This window comes from Billgrantia sp. Q4P2 (assembly GCF_052806135.1).
The window spans coordinates 75702-91930 of the sequence record NZ_JBRBAI010000006.1; the positions used below are offsets into that span (position 1 = coordinate 75702).

A 16229-nucleotide genomic window follows, 5' to 3' on the forward strand; every position below is an offset into this window, starting at 1 on the left:
TGGCTCGCCTTCAATCAGCGTGGCTATGCCGTACAACGGAGAGAGATGAAACAGAAGCTCTCCCAGGTCACTGCCTGATTGGTTTTCGTTACCTCCCGGTAAGTGCCTGCCTGAACGGACGATTTGTCGTCTAGCCTGGTGAGTGCGAGCTCATTAGGGCAAAGCGAAATGGAAAGGAGGTACGGCATGAAAAGGACAGCAATCGCCATCGCAGTAGGTGCCCTGAGCACGGGACTGACCCACGGCATCCTTGCCCAGGAAGAAGATGCACAGCTGCGCGAGCAGCAGCAGCTGACCGAAGAGGACGAGCAGATCAACGGCGAAGGTCAGGCCGAGGTTCGTATCGAGGAAGAGCCGGCTGACGTGAACGTCGAGCAGGAACCGCCCGACGTGACCGTCGAGCAGCAGCCGCCGGAAGTCACTATCGAGCAGCAGGACCCTAACGTCGATGTGGACCAGGCCGAGCCCGACGTTACCGTCGAGGAGACGGGTGAAGCCGATGTCGAGGTCCAGCCGGCCGATGAAGCCGAGGCAGAGCTGCGCGATCCGGATGAACAGGATCAGCAGGACTCTGATCTAGCTGCACAGGACCAGGCCGCTCAGGATCAGGAAGCCCAAGGCCAGGGCATTCAGGTCAGCGAGCTGGAAAACCGCGATCTCGTCAATCAGGACGGCGAGGAACTCGGCGATATCGACCGCGTGGTGCGCGACACCCAAAGCAACGACACCTATGTGGTCGTAACGGAAGGCGGCTTCCTCGGCTTCGGCGAGGATGAAATGGCCTATCCGGTCGAGAACCTCGAAATTCGCTCCGAAGGCGAGGTGGTCCTGCAATCCCAAAGTGGTGAGCGCTCTACCGAGGATTTCGATCAGGACGACTTCGAGGTGTTGGACGAAGACGAGCAGCTGAATGAGGTTCAGGGTATGAACTGATAGGCCCGTCGCTCATCGGTCCCTCAGGGCCGAGACAAGAGGGTCGAGCCAAGAAGGCGCGGCTTTTTTGCCGCGCCTTCTTCGTGCCAGTCCATGAGAGGCTTCCCCGCCGTTTCCTGCGTCGGTATAGCCGGCGAGCGTCTACAGAATAGAAAGGAACGCGACCAAGGAAAGCGAAGCATTTCGTCTCGCCGATTCGAATTTATCGCTTCCCGCGCTGCCAACTCCCGGCAAGCACCCTCACCTTGCCGGCTGCCAGGTTGTCGCGCAGGTTGCGCCCCATCCGGGAAAATTCGTTGCCGAAGATCAACGCCGGGCCTGGCAATGCCGTTGGGTGCTGAGTCGTCCCGTCGGGTTGGCTCTCGCGCCGGCTGTGCTCCTGCCGCCAGGCCAAGGCCGCGTCGGTAACGTCCTCCATTTCGAGCGGCTCGAAGCCGGCCAGCGCCATGGCGCGCTCGAGCTGCTCACGGCAACGCAGGTGACTGGTAGCCTGGGTACGTGCCCAGGGCACCGGCAGCGCCAGCGGTTCGCGGTTGTCGCCGGCTACCAGCTCGTGCAGCAGCACGCAGCCACCCGGAACCAGCAGGCGCTGCCACTCCGCCAGCACCCGCGGCACATGTGGCATGTTCACCAGTGCATGCTGGCACCACACCACATCGATGCTACCCGCGGACAATGGCACGCCGGCAGCATCGGCGCACAGGAAACGGGTACGCTCGGCCAGGCCGGTGGCCGCGCTCAGCCAGTTCGCCACCTCGACGAAGGCCGAGGTGATATCGACACCGGCCACCTCGCAGCCGTACTCAGCGGCCAACAGCCTGCTGGCACCGCCGGTACCGCAACCGATGTCGAGCACTCGCTCGCCACCGTGGAGTTCGCCCAGTGCCGCCAGGGCGCGGCTGGCGCTGCGCCCGCCGAGGTGCAGCTGGTCGATGCCGGCGACGTCATCCCGGCTCAAGCGCTCCGGGTCACGTCCCGCTGCCAGGAATGCCTCGCGCAAGCGGGCCAGCAGGGTCTGGCCTGCGGTAGCGGCATCGTAATGCTCGTTGAGCTGTCGGCCATGATCGCAGGTATCGTCAGCGTAGGCGGTTGGCATGACAGGCTCCTCGCCATCAGAATAAGAAGCCAGCTTAGCCCTCGCCTGGCCTCGTCCCCATTGGCCAAAGGTCGGCTCACCCAGTTTCAATATCGCACCCGGGCTTTCACCAGCCCGACGCACGATCTTGCGATGACGCCCCGTGCGCAGGATGGTGGCCAAGGTCTCATCATCCTACTCACAACCGACCCGGACATCCCATGCTGTCGGAATGGATCGAACTCAGCCTGGAAGACACCGCGCCCAAGTCACGTAGCGGCAAGCTTCCCGGCGGCACCTATACCCTGCACGCGGCGGGCATCCTCGAGCTGACTCCCTTGGCTTGCGGTGAAGCAGCGCATGCCTGCGTGCTCTCCGTGGGAATTCATGGCAACGAGACCGCCCCCATCGAGCTGCTCGGGGAGTGTCTCGCCCGCCTCGAAGCGGGGCTGCTGACGCTGGGCGCACCGGTGCTGGTCATCCTGGGCAATCTCGAGGCCATCCACCGCGCTGAGCGTTACGTGAACACCAACCTCAACCGCCTGTTCCTCCGTGACCTCGATGAAACCGGCATGGAGCCGGACCGCGCCCGCCTGCTGATGCGAGCCGTGGATGCCTTCTTTGCCCGCCACCCGGAGCGCAAGCGCCTCCACTACGACCTGCACACGGCAATTCGTGAGAGCCGCTTCCCACGCTTCGTGGTCGACCCCTTCGCCGACACGGTTACCCGACCCGAGCAATGGCGCTGGCTGGCCGCCGCAGACATCCAGGCGGTGCTGCATCAGCATCAGCACAGTTGGACCTTTTCCCACTATTCCAAGCACTACCATCAGGCACAGGCGTTCACCCTGGAGCTGGGGCGAGCCCTGCCCTTCGGGCAGAACGATCTTGCTCCGCTGAGGCCCATGGCGCGCCTGTTCGAGGCGCTGATAGAGGGGCGCGAGCCGCCTGGCGATGCTCCTGAACGCATGAGATTCTTCCGTGTGGCCCACGAGCTGATCCGCCATTCCGACGACTTCCGCTTGTGCTTTGCCAACGACACGCCGAACTTCACCGAATTCAAGCCTGGCGCACGGCTCGCCGAGGATGCCGAGGCCGGTCCCTTCGTCGTCGAGGGAGAACCGCTCAGCGTGGTATTCCCCAACGCCGCGGTGGAACTGGGTGCCCGAGCCGCCCTGCTGGCCCGTCCGGCACCGCCGCCCGACTGACCCCAGGGATACCTGCAAGAACCGATCATTCCAGTGCCTTTTCTTACTGCAGAACAATAATCAGGAGCTTTCAATGTCACTCCACCTCCACAATATCGACTATCGTCCCACGGCACGGACCCGCGTTCCTTCTGCCGAAAGCCCTCAGGCCTGTTAGAATCGCCCCTTTTTCGCGCCTGCCCGCTTAACCGGCCGTCGCCCCGGCGACTCATCCCGATCTGGAGCCCGTCCCATGGCCGATACCCCGATGCCACTCGAAGTGCGCAATATCAAGAAGCGCTTCGGCGATACCGAAGTCCTCAAGGGTCTCTCGCTCGAGGCCAGAAAAGGGGACGTCATTACCCTGATCGGAGCCTCCGGCTCCGGCAAGAGCACCTTCCTGCGCTGCATGAACCTGCTGGAACAGCCCGACGAGGGCGACCTGATCGTCCACGGTGAGGAAATCCGCTTCAAGCAGACCAAGCACGGCCGCGAGCCGGCCGACTGGAAGCAGGTGGTGCGCATGCGCGCCAAACTATCGATGGTATTCCAGAGCTTCAACCTGTGGGCTCACATGACCCTGCTCGAGAACATCATCGAGGCACCGGTGCACGTGCTCGGCAAGCCGAAGAAGGAAGCCGTCGAGCATGCCCGCGCGCTGCTCGAGCGGGTGGGCCTGACGGCCCGGGCCGATGCCTACCCGGCGCAGATGTCTGGCGGCCAGCAGCAGCGCGGTGCGATTGCCCGGGCGCTGGCCATGGATCCCGAAGTGATGCTGTTCGACGAACCCACCTCGGCACTCGACCCGGAACTGGTCGGCGACGTGCTCAAGGTCATGCGCGACCTGGCCGACGAGGGGCGCACCATGGTGGTGGTGACCCACGAGATGGGTTTCGCCCGGGATGTCTCCAGCCAGGTGATCTACCTGCACCAGGGGGTCGTCGAAGAGGCCGGCCCACCCCAGGAGGTGCTGGTCAACCCCACCTCGCCGCGGCTCAAGCAGTTCCTGGCGCCGAAGTACTGAGGGAAATCGCATGCTCGACCTACACGGTTATGGCCCACGGCTACTCGAAGGTGCCGGTGTGACCCTTCAGCTTGCCGTGCTGTCATTGATACTCGCCCTGGTACTGGGGCTGCTCACTGCCAGCGCCAAGATGTCGCGCAACTGGCTGCTGCACAAGGTGGCCACGCTCTATACCACGGTCATTCGCGGCGTACCCGACCTGGTGCTGATGCTGCTGCTGTTCTTCGGCGGCCAGATGGCGCTGAACGTGATCACCGACGCCATCTACGACCGCACCGGCCTGGACTGGTACGTCAATCTCAACGCCTTCGCTGCCGGGGCGATCACCATCGGCTTCATCTTCGGCGCCTACATGGGCGAGACCTTCCGCGGCGCTTTCCTGGCCGTGGAGCATGGCCAGATCGAGGCCGGCAAGGCCTACGGCATGAGTCCCTGGCTGGTGTTCCGGCGTATCCGTTTCCCGCAGATGATGCGCCACGCGCTGCCGGGAATCTCCAACAACTGGATGGTCCTGCTCAAGACCACCGCCCTGGTCTCGGTGATCGGGCTCTCCGACATGGTGCGCGTCGCCGCAGAGGCCTCCCGCGCCACCCACGAACCGTTCACCTTCCTGATCCCGGTGGCCGCCGCCTATCTGCTGATCGCCAGCGTGTCGGAGTGGATGTTCGCGCGGCTGCAGAAGCGCTACAACGTCGGCTTCGGAGGGCATTGAGATGATCGATCTTACCTGGCTCAACGAGCTGCTGGCCGACAATCGCATCTTCACCCCCCAGACCCTCGCCTACTACTGGGAAGGGTTGGTCACCACCACCCAACTGGTGTTCCTGTCGCTGGTGATCGGGCTGGTGCTGGCGGTACCGCTGGCCATCGGGCGCAGCTCGGGGCGTCGCTGGATCAGCCTGCCGATCTACGTTTATACCTACGTGTTCCGCGGCACGCCGCTGCTGATCCAGCTCTACATCATCTACTACGGCGTGGTGTTCTTCGACGGTATCCAGCAGACCTTCCTGTGGCCGATCCTGCGCGAGGCCTTCTATCCGGCGCTGATCGCCTTCACCCTCAACACCGCGGCCTATACCACCGAGATCTTCCGCGGCGCCATCAAGGCCACATCGCGAGGCGAGATCGAGGCGGCGCGCGCCTATGGCATGTCGCAGAGCCTGATGATGCGACGCATCATCCTGCCCAGCGCCTTCCGCCGCGCCCTGCCGGCCTACGGCAACGAGGTGATCTTCATGCTGCATGCCAGCGCCATCGCCAGCGTGGTCACGCTGATGGATCTCACCGGGGCGGCACGTTTCGTCTACGCACGCTTCTACGCCCCGTTCGAAGCGTTCCTGTTCGCCGCGGCGATCTACCTTTGCCTGACCTTCGCCATTCTTTATTTCTTCCGCTACCTGGAGAAACGGCTACTGGCACACCTCAAGCCAGAGGGCGGAAATTGAGCAACGTCAAACAGGCGTTGGAAAATCCGTGCCCGGGGGCTTTCGGCCCAGGCGCGGCTGCGCTAAATTCAGGCGCGACGTCACCTAAAAGGTGTACGAATGACTACTACAAAAGGGAAGCGAACGATGAAAAAACTGCTGACAGTCACCCTGCTGGGTGTGGCCATCACTGCCGGTACCGCCCAGGCCCGTGACTACGATCACGTGCGCTTCGGCGTCGACGTACCCTACGAACCGATGGAGTACCGCACCCCCGAAGGCGAGCTGACCGGATTCGACATCGAGCTGGGCAATGCCCTCTGCGAAGAGATCGGCGTTACCTGCGAGTGGATCGAGCAGGAGTGGGACGGCATCATTCCCGGCCTGCTGGCACGCAACTACGACGCCATCATGTCCTCGATGAGCATCAACGACGAGCGCCGCCAGACCCTGCTCTTCTCCGATCCCTACATCACCATCCCCGGCGCCTGGTTCGCCCCCGCTGGCAGCGAGGTCGACGAGATCAATGAAGAGACCCTGACCGGGAAAAGCATTGGCGTGCAGCGTGGTACCACCTTCGACAGCTACGTCACCGACAACTACGGCAGCGTAGCCAACGTCAGCCGCTACTCCACCGCCGACGACATGGTGCTCGACCTGCAGGCCCAGCGCCTGGACCTCGTCTTCCTGGAGTTCATCGTCGGGCAGGCCACGCTGCTCGAGAACGAGGACGGCGAGTATAGGGTCGTGGGCGAGATGGTGACCGAGCCCGAGGAGTATTTCGGTGAAGGTTTCGGCATCGCCTTCCGCCCGCGTGACGAGGCACTGGCCGAGCGCTTCAACGAGGCACTCGCCACCCTCAAGGAAGACGGCACCTACGACGAAATCTACCAGCGCTACTTCGGCGAAGAGTGATGGCACCATCCCTCCCCGGCGCTCGCCGGCGCTCGCCGGGGAGGGATTGCCTTTGCCACCCCCATCCTTACAGCTTCTACGCCTCCCCGCGTGCCAGCGCCTGGACGACACTGCTCGTAACCTTCGCGGCTGATTCTCGCGCCGTCCCTAACCTCTGCGCACAAGAATCCCGCGCCCGGCGAAGAATCGCTCGAAGATCGCAGGCTCGAGGCGGGCGTCCACCTGACTCACTCCGGGTAGTCCGGATGGGTTGTGGAAGCGCAGGCGCCCCCGTTCATCCAGGCCGAAAAGGTAGACCAGATGGCCGCCCCGATGCGGCGGATCCTGATCGGGCGTGCGTATTGTGGGGTGCACCGAGGCGATGACACGGTGCCCCTCAGCCAGCCACTCGACGAGGCGTTCGGCCTCGACGTGCTCCACCACCTCGGCGTCTAGCGCATGGCGCTCCCACAGCAGCTGCACCAGCGGGCGATAGTAGAGTCCCTTGATACCCGCTTCGGTGACCACGTAGCCGCCGACTTCCCGGCTCCTTTCAAGCAGGTCGAACAGGGTGAAACGCTCCCCGGTCCTTTCTTCGAGAAGCATCTTGGCGCAGGCCATGCCGCAGATATGTGAAGACCAGCGTGCGTACGACTCGGCGCTGGCAGCGCCGGATTCGGCCCAGCGCGGGTCGTCGACGGTTGCCATGCGTCCGGAGAGAAAATCGGGAATACGCTCGCTCGAGACCCACTGCGAATAGTAGGCGGGCACGTCCCTGTAAGGCATTGGCTTTCTCATGAATGGTGTCAATGGCTGCCATGCGGCCCCGGTACGTGACTGGGCTCGGCGTTCGTGGCGGGCAGTTCACGCGGCGCCGGCTGGGCCAGCTCCTGGAGGATGCCGCACTGGCTGGAGTCGCTTTCGCCGTTGCAGCGCGAGCGCAGGGTCGCCAGCGCCTGGCGCAGTGCCTGTAGCTGCTCGATGCGTGCCTCGACGTGAGTTAGGTGGTCGTCGATCAGGCCATTGACGGCATTGCATGGCTGGCGCGGGTGGTCATGATAGTCGAGCAGGGTACGAATCTCGCCCAGCGTCATGTCCAGCGTGCGACAGTGGCGGATGAAGCGCAGCCGCTCGGCGTGGGGCTCGGCATAGAGCCGGTAGTTGGCGCTGCTGCGAGCGGGCTCGGGCAAGAGCCCCTCGCGTTCGTAGTAGCGGATGGTTTCCACCGGGCAGCCGGTGCGGGCGGACAGTTCGCCGATCTTCATGAGCACCTCACAAGTCGCTTGACCCTGTAGTGGCTACAGGGTGTTCCATCATGGTAGACCAATGACACGGAGTTCTACCATGGCCGAACGATCCTGCTGCTCCGGCGGCGGCTGCACCGTCGATACCCCGGCCCCGCCGAAGCGGGACGATCCTTCCCCTGACACGCAGTCGCTGCGCCTGCGCATCGAGGCGATGTGTTGCCCTACCGAGGAGGGCCTGTTGCGCCGGGCACTGGCGGACATGCCTGGCATCGAGCGGCTCGACTTCGACCTGATCGGCCGCCGGCTCACCGTGCACCACCGGGATGTCGGCGAGGAGGCCATCCGGCGGCGAATCGCCGCCACCGGCATGACCGCCGAACGCGATGACCCGACCCAGCGCACGGCACCGGCAGCCAGCGACGAGGAGCCCTGGTGGAAGATCGGCGTGGCCGCCACTCTCGCCCTGGCCGCCGAGGCCAGCCACTGGCTGGAGCTGGCCGAGCCCTGGCTTGCCGCCGCGCTGGCGCTGACGGCCATTGCCCTGGTCGGCCTACCGACCTGGAAGAAGGGCTTCATCGCCCTGCGTCATCGCACCCTCAACATCAATGCCTTGATGAGCGTGGCGGTGACCGGCGCTCTGCTGATCGGCCAGTGGGCCGAGGCGGCCATGGTACTGGTGCTGTTCACCCTGGCCGAGCGCATCGAGGCACGCTCGCTGGGCCGGGCGCGCAATGCCATTCGCGAGCTGCTCACGCTGGCACCGGAAAGCGCCAGCGTGCAGCAGCCGGATGGCAGCTTCCGTTCCTTTCCAGCCAGCGACGTTGCCGTGGGTAGCCTGGTTCGGGTGCGCCCCGGAGAACGCCTGGCGCTGGACGGCAGTGTCGCCGAGGGCCACCCGGCGCTGGACGAATCTCCCATCACCGGCGAGAGCCTGCCGGTGGACAAGGCACCGGGCGAGGCCGTGTTCGCCGGGAGCGTCAACCAGGGCAGCGAGTTCCTCTATCGCACCAGTCGTGCGGCGAGCGACACCACCCTGGCCCGCATCATCCATACCGTCGAGCAGGCCCAGGCCAGCCGTGCCCCCACCCAGCGCTTCATCGATCGCTTCGCCACCGTCTACACCCCGGCGGTGTTCGGCATAGCCCTGCTGGTGGCGCTCAGCTGGCCATGGCTGTTCGGTATCGGCTGGCTCGATGGCGTTTACCGCGCGCTGGTACTGCTGGTGATCGCCTGCCCCTGCGCGCTGGTGATCTCCACTCCGGTGACCATCGTCAGCGGCCTGGCCGCCGCCGCACGCTCGGGCATCCTGATCAAGGGTGGCAACGTGCTCGAGCAGGGCCATCGGCTGGTTACGCTGGCCTTCGACAAGACCGGCACCCTGACCCAAGGCCGCCCCTCCCAGCGTGCCTGGCACCCGCTCGACCCGGCGCTGGACGAATCCGCCCAGACCAAGCTGCGCGGCCTGGCGGCGGGGCTCGCCGTTCGCTCCTCGCACCCGGTGTCGGCGGCCCTGGCGCGTGCCGCCGAGGCAGACAGCATCGTTCCGCTGGAAGTGAGCGACGTGCAGGAACTGCCCGGCCGCGGCGTCATCGCCCGGCAGGGCGAGCACAGCGTCTGGCTCGGCAACCGCCGGCTGATGCAACGGTTCGCAACGGTAGACGGCACGCTCGAGGCCCACCTGGCCGAGCACGAGGCCCGCGGCGAGACCCTGGTGATCGTGGGGCAGGAAAGCCAGCCGCTGGCGCTGTTCGCCGTCGGCGACCCGCTGCGCGATGAGAGCCGCGAGGCGGTCGAGGCGCTGCATCGCCTGGGCGTGACCACGCTGATGCTCAGCGGCGACAACCCGGCCAGCGTGGCCGCGATGGCCGCCCAGGCCGGCATCGACGAGGCCCACGGCTCGCTGCTGCCCGAGGACAAGCTGGCGATGATCGAGGCCCGCGCCGCCCGGGGCCCCGTGGGCATGGTGGGCGACGGCATCAACGACGCCCCGGCGCTGGCCCGTGCCGACATCGGCTTCGCCATGGGGGCGCTCGGCAGCGACGCCGCCATCGAGACCGCCGACGTCGCCCTGATGGACGACGACCCGCGCCGGCTTGCCGACTTCCTGCGCCTGTCACGGCGCACGCGCGCGGTGCTGATGCAGAACATCGCCATCGCCCTGGGCCTCAAGGCGGTATTCATGGCGCTGGCCTTCAGCGGTCACGCCACCCTGTGGATGGCGGTGTTCGCCGACATGGGCGCCAGCCTGATCGTGGTAGCCAACGGACTAAGGCTGCTACGGCCGAGCGGCGTCGAGTCCGTTCCTGCCCAGCTATCGGCGGTCAAGAGCGAAGAGCCACGGCACGCTGCATGAAGTTGACGATCCAGCGCGCCATCAGCGCGTCGTCGACCGCGGCGATGAGCGACGTCTCGCCTTGCCGTACGCGCTCGTCGCCGACCAGCTCGCGGCGCAGAGCCATGAGATCGCGCGAGTATGCCTTGGTGAATTCGGGGTGGCCCTGCACGCCGAGGAAGTGCTCGCCGACCTGCATCAGGTAGTGGGGGCAGAAGTCGCTGCCGCCGACGACGACGGCCTCGGGAGGCAGTGCCTCGATCTGGTCCTGGTGGCTGACCAGCAGGTCGAGGCCCGGCTGCCAGGGCTCCATCCACGCCGCCCGGGCCTGGATGCGGTTGAACGACATGCCCACGCCCCACCCTCTTTCGCTCTTGACCACCTCGCCGCCCAGCGCCTTGGCCATCAGCTGATGGCCGAAGCAGATGCCCACCAGCGGCTTGCCGGCCCGCCACAGTTGACGCACGAATTCGCACAGCTCGTCGACCCAGGGCAACCCATCGTTGACGCCGTACTTGGAGCCGGTGGTCATCCAGGCATCGACGGCATCGAGGTCGTCGGGTATCTCGCCATCCAGGCAACGCCAGACCTGGAACTCCAGCGTAGGATCGACCCGCTGGAACAGGGCGGCGAACATTTCCGGATAGTTGCCGTGGGCCTCGCGCAGTTCCGGCGCCACGTCATCGCACTGCAATAGCCCGATGCGCATCGGTGAATCTCCTTTCATTGGACCTTCCCTGGTACTCCAGTCTGCCACCCATGGCATCGCAGGCCACACATCATCACAGTCGGCCTTCCACGGCGGCAACGAAGATACCGCGGTACTCGTTGGCATCGAAGGCGACCGGGTTGGTACCCGACGAGGGATCCGCCACCGCCATGCGCCCGACCTTGTCGGCCTGGCGCGTATCGATGCCCAGCTCGGCCAGGGTATGCGGGATGCCGAGCCGCTCGCGCAGGCCCAGCACCCAGTCGATGACTGCCGTCGTGCCCGGCTGGTCCAGATTGAGATAGCGGCCCAGGCGCACCATGGGCTCGCCGATGGCCCGCTCGTTGGCACGCAGCACGTAGGGCATCAGCACGGCGTTCAAGGTTCCGTGATGAGCGTCGAACAGCGCACCGAGCGGGTGCGCCAGGGCATGCATGGCGCCCAGGCCGCGCTGGAAGGCGGTCGCGCCCATGCTGGATGCCGCCAGCATGTTCATGCGCGCCTCGAGGTCGCTACCGTCGCTATAGGCGCGCTGCAGATAGAGATCGATGCGGCGCATGCCTTCCACGGCGATGCCTTCTGCCATGGGATGGTAGAGCGGCGAGCACCACGCCTCCATGCAGTGCGACAGTGCGTCCATGCCGGTGGCGGCAGTGATTGCCGGCGGCAGCCCCACGGTGAGTTCGGGGTCGAGGATTACCGTAGCCGGCACCATGCCAGGGTGGAAGATGATGCGCTTGACGTGCTCCGCCTCGTCGGTAATCACCGAGGCGCGCCCCACCTCGGAACCGGTGCCAGCGGTGGTCGGCACGGCAACGACGGGAGCGATGGCCTTGGCGTCGGCGTTCTTCCAGTTGTCGCCGATGTCCTCCAGCGACCACAGCGAGAGCCCGTCGCGCTGGTTGGCCATCAGCGCCACCGCCTTGGCGGCGTCGAGCCCGGAGCCGCCACCGAAGGCGATCACGCCATCGTGGCTGCCATTGCGAAAGGCAGCCATGCCGTCGAGCACGTTGCGCCCGGTGGGGTTGCCCTTGACCTGGCTGAACACGGCAATGCGCAGGCCGGCATCCTGGCACGCCTGTACGCACGCCTGCACCATCGGCAGTGCCGCAAGCCCTGGGTCGGTGATCAGCAGCGGCGCGCCCATGCCCAATGCCTTGCACGCCCCGGGCAGGTCGCGAATGCGCCCCGCCCCGGTAAGGATGTTCGAGGGGTAGTTCCAGCCCATGGTGTAGTGGTTCATGTCTTGGCTCATGGCATTCTCCTGGGCCAGCTCAGGCGTGTTTGAGGTGGAACGACTTGGGCCGGGTCAGCGTCTCGTAACCAATGCGCGACAACGAACAGCCGCGCCCCGACTGCTTGACGCCGGTCCAGGCCAGCTCCGGGTCGAGGTAGTCGCAGCGGTTGGTGAACACGGTGCCGGCCTCGAGGCGCCGGGCGATGGCCTCGCCAGTCGCGATGTCGCGGGTGAACACGGCAGCGGTGAGACCGAAGTCGCTGTCGTTCATCAGCCGCACGGCCTCGTCGTCGTCCGCTACCGGCATGATGCCGACCACCGGGCCGAAGCTCTCCTCGGTCATGACCCGCATCGAGTGGTCGACATCGGTCAGCACCTGCGGCGCCAGGTAGGCGCTGCCGGGCCGCGAGAGCGGGTAGTCGCCGGGGTCGATCCACGCCTTGGCGCCGGCGGCCACCGCCTCCTCGACCTGGCCGCGCACGAAGTCCGCCGCCGCGGGGCGCACCAGCGGCCCCAGGGTGGTCGCGGGGTCGGTGGGATTGCCGAGCCTGAGCTGGCGCACCCAGGCCACGGCACGTTCGACGAAGTCGTCGAAGATCGACTCGTGCACGTAGATGCGCTCGATGCCGCAGCAGCTCTGCCCCGAATTGAAGAAGGCGCCGTCCATCACGCCGGGTACCGCCTCGTCGAGGTTCACGTCGGCACGGATGTAGGCCGGGTCCTTGCCGCCGAGTTCCAGCCCGGTGGCGATGAAGCGCCCGGCGGCGTTGCGCTCGACCATCGCCCCGCCCGCCACCGAGCCGGTGAAGGAGACATGAGCGATGCGACCGTCTCCGATGACCGCTTCTGCCGCCTCATGAGAGAGGTGCAGGTGCTGGAACACACCCTCGGGCAGGCCAGCTTCATCGAAGGCCTGCTGGAAGCGTTCGGCGCACAGCGGGGTCTGGGCGGAGTGCTTGAGGATCACCGCGTTGCCGGCCATGATCGCCGGCACCACGGCATTCACCGCGGTCATGAAGGGAAAATTCCACGGCGCGACGATGAACGACACGCCCAGCGGCTCGCGGGTGATGTAGCGGGTGAAGCCCGGCTTCTCGGCCAGGCGGATCGGTGCCAGCGCCTCCTCGGCCATCGCGATCATGGTGCGCGCGCGGTCCTCGAAACCACCAATTTCGCCGCCGGACACGGCGACCGGCCGGCCCATCTGCCAGGTCAGCTCCAGCGCCAGCTCGTCGCGCCGGGCGACGAAGGCATCGACCATCTTCGAGCACAGCTGCGCGCGCTCGGCGAGGCTCGTCTCGCGCCACGCGCGCTGCGCCGCCACCGCTCGTTCCAGCGCCGCCTCGACCCGCGCCGGGTCGGCCAGCTCCCGCTCGACGTAGACCGAACCGTCGACCGGAGAAATCGTCTTCTGTATGGCCATAGTCTCTTGATCCTCTCGTTACCGACGACGAATCGTGTAAAGGCACGAGTCACGAGCCTCGAGCTGCGAACCCCAAAACCGCCCGTAGCCCGTAGCCCGTAGCCCGTAGCCCGTAGCCCGTAGCCCGTAGCCCGTAGCCCGTAGCCCGTAGCCCGTAGCCCGTAGCTCAGATGATCTCGAAATAACGATCCAACTCCCAATCGGTGATATGCCGGCGGAATTGGCGTTCTTCCCATTCACGAGTGGCCGCGAAGTGCTCGACGAAGGCGTCGCCGAACAGGTTGCGTGCCGCTTCGGAGGCCTTCAAGCGCTGGGCGGCCTCCCACAGCGTGCGCGCCAGCGCCTGGTGCTCGGGGTGGGCCAGCTCGTAGGCGTTACCGGTCACCGCCTCGTCCGGCTCGAGCCGCTGCTCGATACCATGGAGGCCCGAGCCGATCGCCGCGGCCAGCGCCAGGTAGGGATTGGCATCGGCGCTGCCCAGACGGTACTCGACCCGCTGCGACTTGGCACTGCCGGGAATCACCCGCAGCGCGGTGGTGCGGTTCTCCACCCCCCAGGTGGCATCGGTGGGTGCCCAGAAGCCGGGGATCAGGCGGGTGTAGCTGTTCACCGTGGGGGCAAACATGGCCAGGAATTCCGGCATCAGCTTTTGCTGGCCGGCGACGAAATGGCGCTGGATATCGCTCATGCCATGGGGCTTGTTGGCGTCGAAGAAAGCTGACTCACCGCTGTCGAGCTGGTTGAGCGAGAGGTGAATATGGCCGCTCTGCCCAGGGTAGTCCGGCGACCACTTGGCCATGAAGGTGGCCATCAGCCCACGGCGTTGCGCCCACACCTTGGTGAAGGTCTTGAACAGCGCACCCTTGTCGCCGGCGGCCAGTGCCTCGTCGACGCGAATCGCCGCTTCCAGGACACCGGGGCCGGTCTCGGTGTGCAGCCCTTCGATGGGGAAGTCCATTGTCTCGGCCATGCCCAGCAGTTCGTGGTAGAGCTCACCGTGCACGGAGCTCCTGAGCATCGAATAGCCCATCATGTCGGGAGTCAGCGGCCTCAGGTTGCGAAAGCCCTTCTCGCGCACCGACTCCGGCGTCTCCTGGAACAGGAAGAATTCGTACTCCAGCGCGCCGCAGGCTTGAAAGCCCATCTCCTCAGCCTTCGCCAACACGCGGCGTAGCAGCCCGCGTGGGCAGATCGTCTCGGCCGGGCCGGTGAACTCGGCCAGGAACAGCAGCATGTCGCCCTCGCAGGGCAGCTCGCGGCAGCTCTCGGGCACCACCCGCAGCGCGGCATCGGGATAGCCGGTATGCCAGCCGGTGTACTTCACGTTGTCGTAGAGCTCGTCCTTGCTGTCCCAGCCCAGCACCACGTCGCAGAAGGCGAAGCCCTCGCTCAAGGCATGGAAGAACTTGTCGCGGCGCATGTACTTGCCGACCATCACGCCGTCGATGTCGAACATGCCTACCTTGACGTGGCTGAGGCCGCGTTGTTCGACGATACGCCGGGCGTCGTCTGCACTCTTCACGTCTCTCGCCTGGAGTCGGCTCATGGTTGCTTCCTCGTCCACCCTTCGTTGTCATTGTTCGTCAAGACAGTTCTTAGAAACCGTTCGATGAAAGCCGACGGGAGCATCGAGCCGGGCCCGGCACTCCCGTCCTTCCCTCAACCGTAGCGGTAGGGAGGCCCTGCCTGTTGCATGGTCTCGCGATAGTCCTTGAGGATCTGCACCACCCGGGCACTGCGTTCGCTCTCTTGGGCGATCTCGTCCCAGAAGGCCAAGGCCTCGTCCTCCAACCGCTGCCACTCCTCCTCAGGGATCGAGGTCAGCTCCAGCTTGCCGCCGGTGGTACGGTAGTGGGCTTCGCCCCACCAGTACCAGTGCTGGCGGTAGTAGTGGGAGCTGTCCATGCACAGCTTGAACAACATCTGCAGGTGCTCGGGCACCTCGTTCCAACGGTCGCTGTTGGCGAAGTACGATCCCGCCCAGGCACCGGAGATGTTGTTGGTCAGGTAGTAGTTGCTGACGTCCGCCCAGCCCACGGTGTAAGCCTCGGTGATGCCGGCCCAGGCGATACCGTCGAGTTCGCGGGTCTGCATGGCGACCTCGATGTCCTCCCACGGCAGGGTCACCGGTACCACGCCGAAGCGGCTGAGGAAGCGCCCCGCGGTGGGGAAGGTAAAGACGCGCTTGCCCTGCAGGTCATCGAGGCTTCTGATCGGGTCGCGGGTGACGAAGTTGCACGGGTCCCAGGCGCCCGAGCCCAGCCAGGTGACGCCGTCGACCTCGCCGTAGGCCTCTTCCCAGATTTCCTTGAGCCCGTAGTGATGGAACAGCGCCGGCACGTCGAGGCTGTAGCGCGAGGCAAACGGGAAGTAGCCGCCGAACACCGAGACGTCGACCGGGGCGTTGATCGAGTCGTCGTCGCTCTGCACGGCGTCGATGGTGCCGCGCTGCATGGCACGGAACAGCTCGCCGGTGGGCACCAGTTGGTCGGCGTAGTAGAGTTCGATCTCCATCTCGCCGTTGGCGGCCTTGTTGAAGGCATCGATGGAGGGCTTGATGACGTGGGCGGCCAGCGCCGGCCCGGCGTAGGTCTGCAGGCGCCAGCGAATCGGGCTGCGCGACTGGGCATGCACGTAGGGCGCCGAGAGGGTCGTGGCCCCCACGGTGGCGGCAGTGGCCAGGCCCGCCTTCTTGAGGAAATCGCGACGATTAGTCATTTCTCTTCTCCTGCTGTTTTGCTTGT

At 65.6% G+C, this 16229-nt stretch carries 15 protein-coding genes; 7 read left to right on the forward strand and 8 right to left on the reverse strand.

The features are described from left to right. Positions 1-186: 186 nt before the first annotated feature. Positions 187-933: a PRC-barrel domain-containing protein gene (locus ACUY1T_RS12160; RefSeq protein ID WP_446023124.1), complete on the forward strand. Its 747-nt coding sequence runs from the start codon at positions 187-189 to the stop codon at positions 931-933. Between the two features lie 202 nt (positions 934-1135). Here the strand turns inward: ACUY1T_RS12160 and ACUY1T_RS12165 are convergent, their stop codons facing one another. After that, positions 1136-2029, reverse strand: a complete 894-nt coding sequence (locus tag ACUY1T_RS12165; protein ID WP_446023125.1) for a class I SAM-dependent methyltransferase — start codon at positions 2027-2029, stop codon at positions 1136-1138. A 200-nt stretch (positions 2030-2229) separates the two neighbouring features. Here ACUY1T_RS12165 and ACUY1T_RS12170 point away from each other — a divergent pair, with 200 nt between their 5' ends. The 5 genes from ACUY1T_RS12170 (at position 2230) to ACUY1T_RS12190 (ending at position 6558) form a co-directional block, all read left to right on the forward strand. Beyond that, positions 2230-3216: a succinylglutamate desuccinylase gene (locus ACUY1T_RS12170; RefSeq protein WP_446023127.1), complete on the forward strand. Its 987-nt coding sequence runs from the start codon at positions 2230-2232 to the stop codon at positions 3214-3216. 232 nt (positions 3217-3448) lie between these two features. Next, positions 3449-4219 carry an ABC transporter ATP-binding protein gene (locus ACUY1T_RS12175; protein ID WP_446023128.1) on the forward strand — a complete coding sequence of 257 codons (771 nt, stop codon included), beginning with the start codon at positions 3449-3451 and terminating at the stop codon, positions 4217-4219. A 10-nt stretch (positions 4220-4229) separates the two neighbouring features. Beyond that, positions 4230-4931, forward strand: coding sequence for an ABC transporter permease (locus tag ACUY1T_RS12180; RefSeq protein ID WP_446023130.1), 702 nt, complete (start codon positions 4230-4232; stop codon positions 4929-4931). Between the two features lies 1 nt (position 4932). Then, positions 4933-5664 (forward strand): ABC transporter permease, encoded by a 732-nt coding sequence (locus ACUY1T_RS12185; protein ID WP_446023132.1) that lies wholly within the window; start codon positions 4933-4935, stop codon positions 5662-5664. Positions 5665-5790: 126 nt separating this feature from the next. Continuing rightward, a complete protein-coding gene (locus tag ACUY1T_RS12190) occupies positions 5791-6558 on the forward strand; it encodes a transporter substrate-binding domain-containing protein (protein ID WP_446023134.1) in 768 nt (255 codons plus the stop codon). Positions 6559-6705: 147 nt separating this feature from the next. On the opposite strand, the gene ACUY1T_RS12195 is transcribed toward ACUY1T_RS12190, so the two are convergent. Both ACUY1T_RS12195 and cadR read right to left on the reverse strand, forming a co-directional pair. After that, the gene (locus ACUY1T_RS12195; RefSeq protein WP_446023136.1) at positions 6706-7323 is read right to left on the reverse strand and encodes a hypothetical protein; all 618 of its coding nucleotides are present in this window, start codon (positions 7321-7323) and stop codon (positions 6706-6708) included. A 20-nt stretch (positions 7324-7343) separates the two neighbouring features. Next, positions 7344-7802 carry a Cd(II)/Pb(II)-responsive transcriptional regulator gene (gene cadR, locus ACUY1T_RS12200; RefSeq protein WP_446023137.1) on the reverse strand — a complete coding sequence of 153 codons (459 nt, stop codon included), beginning with the start codon at positions 7800-7802 and terminating at the stop codon, positions 7344-7346. Positions 7803-7881: 79 nt separating this feature from the next. On the opposite strand from cadR, the gene ACUY1T_RS12205 reads away from it, so the two are divergent. Beyond that, positions 7882-10137 carry a heavy metal translocating P-type ATPase gene (locus ACUY1T_RS12205; protein ID WP_446023139.1) on the forward strand — a complete coding sequence of 752 codons (2256 nt, stop codon included), beginning with the start codon at positions 7882-7884 and terminating at the stop codon, positions 10135-10137. Here the strand turns inward: ACUY1T_RS12205 and ACUY1T_RS12210 are convergent. The 5 genes from ACUY1T_RS12210 to ACUY1T_RS12230 form a co-directional block, all read right to left on the reverse strand. Then, positions 10106-10843 (reverse strand): glutamine amidotransferase-related protein, encoded by a 738-nt coding sequence (locus ACUY1T_RS12210; RefSeq protein ID WP_446023141.1) that lies wholly within the window; start codon positions 10841-10843, stop codon positions 10106-10108. The two genes, ACUY1T_RS12205 and ACUY1T_RS12210, sit on opposite strands and share 32 nt — an antisense overlap. A 55-nt stretch (positions 10844-10898) precedes the next feature. After that, a complete protein-coding gene (locus ACUY1T_RS12215) occupies positions 10899-12080 on the reverse strand; it encodes an iron-containing alcohol dehydrogenase (protein ID WP_446023143.1) in 1182 nt (393 codons plus the stop codon). Between the two features lie 19 nt (positions 12081-12099). Then, positions 12100-13485, reverse strand: a complete 1386-nt coding sequence (locus tag ACUY1T_RS12220; RefSeq protein ID WP_446023145.1) for an aldehyde dehydrogenase family protein — start codon at positions 13483-13485, stop codon at positions 12100-12102. Between the two features lie 166 nt (positions 13486-13651). After that, positions 13652-15031 (reverse strand): glutamine synthetase family protein, encoded by a 1380-nt coding sequence (locus ACUY1T_RS12225; RefSeq protein ID WP_446023147.1) that lies wholly within the window; start codon positions 15029-15031, stop codon positions 13652-13654. A 113-nt stretch (positions 15032-15144) separates the two neighbouring features. After that, complete coding sequence (locus ACUY1T_RS12230) at positions 15145-16203, reverse strand: TRAP transporter substrate-binding protein (RefSeq protein WP_446023148.1); 1059 nt, start codon at positions 16201-16203, stop codon at positions 15145-15147. Positions 16204-16229: the final 26 nt, after the last annotated feature.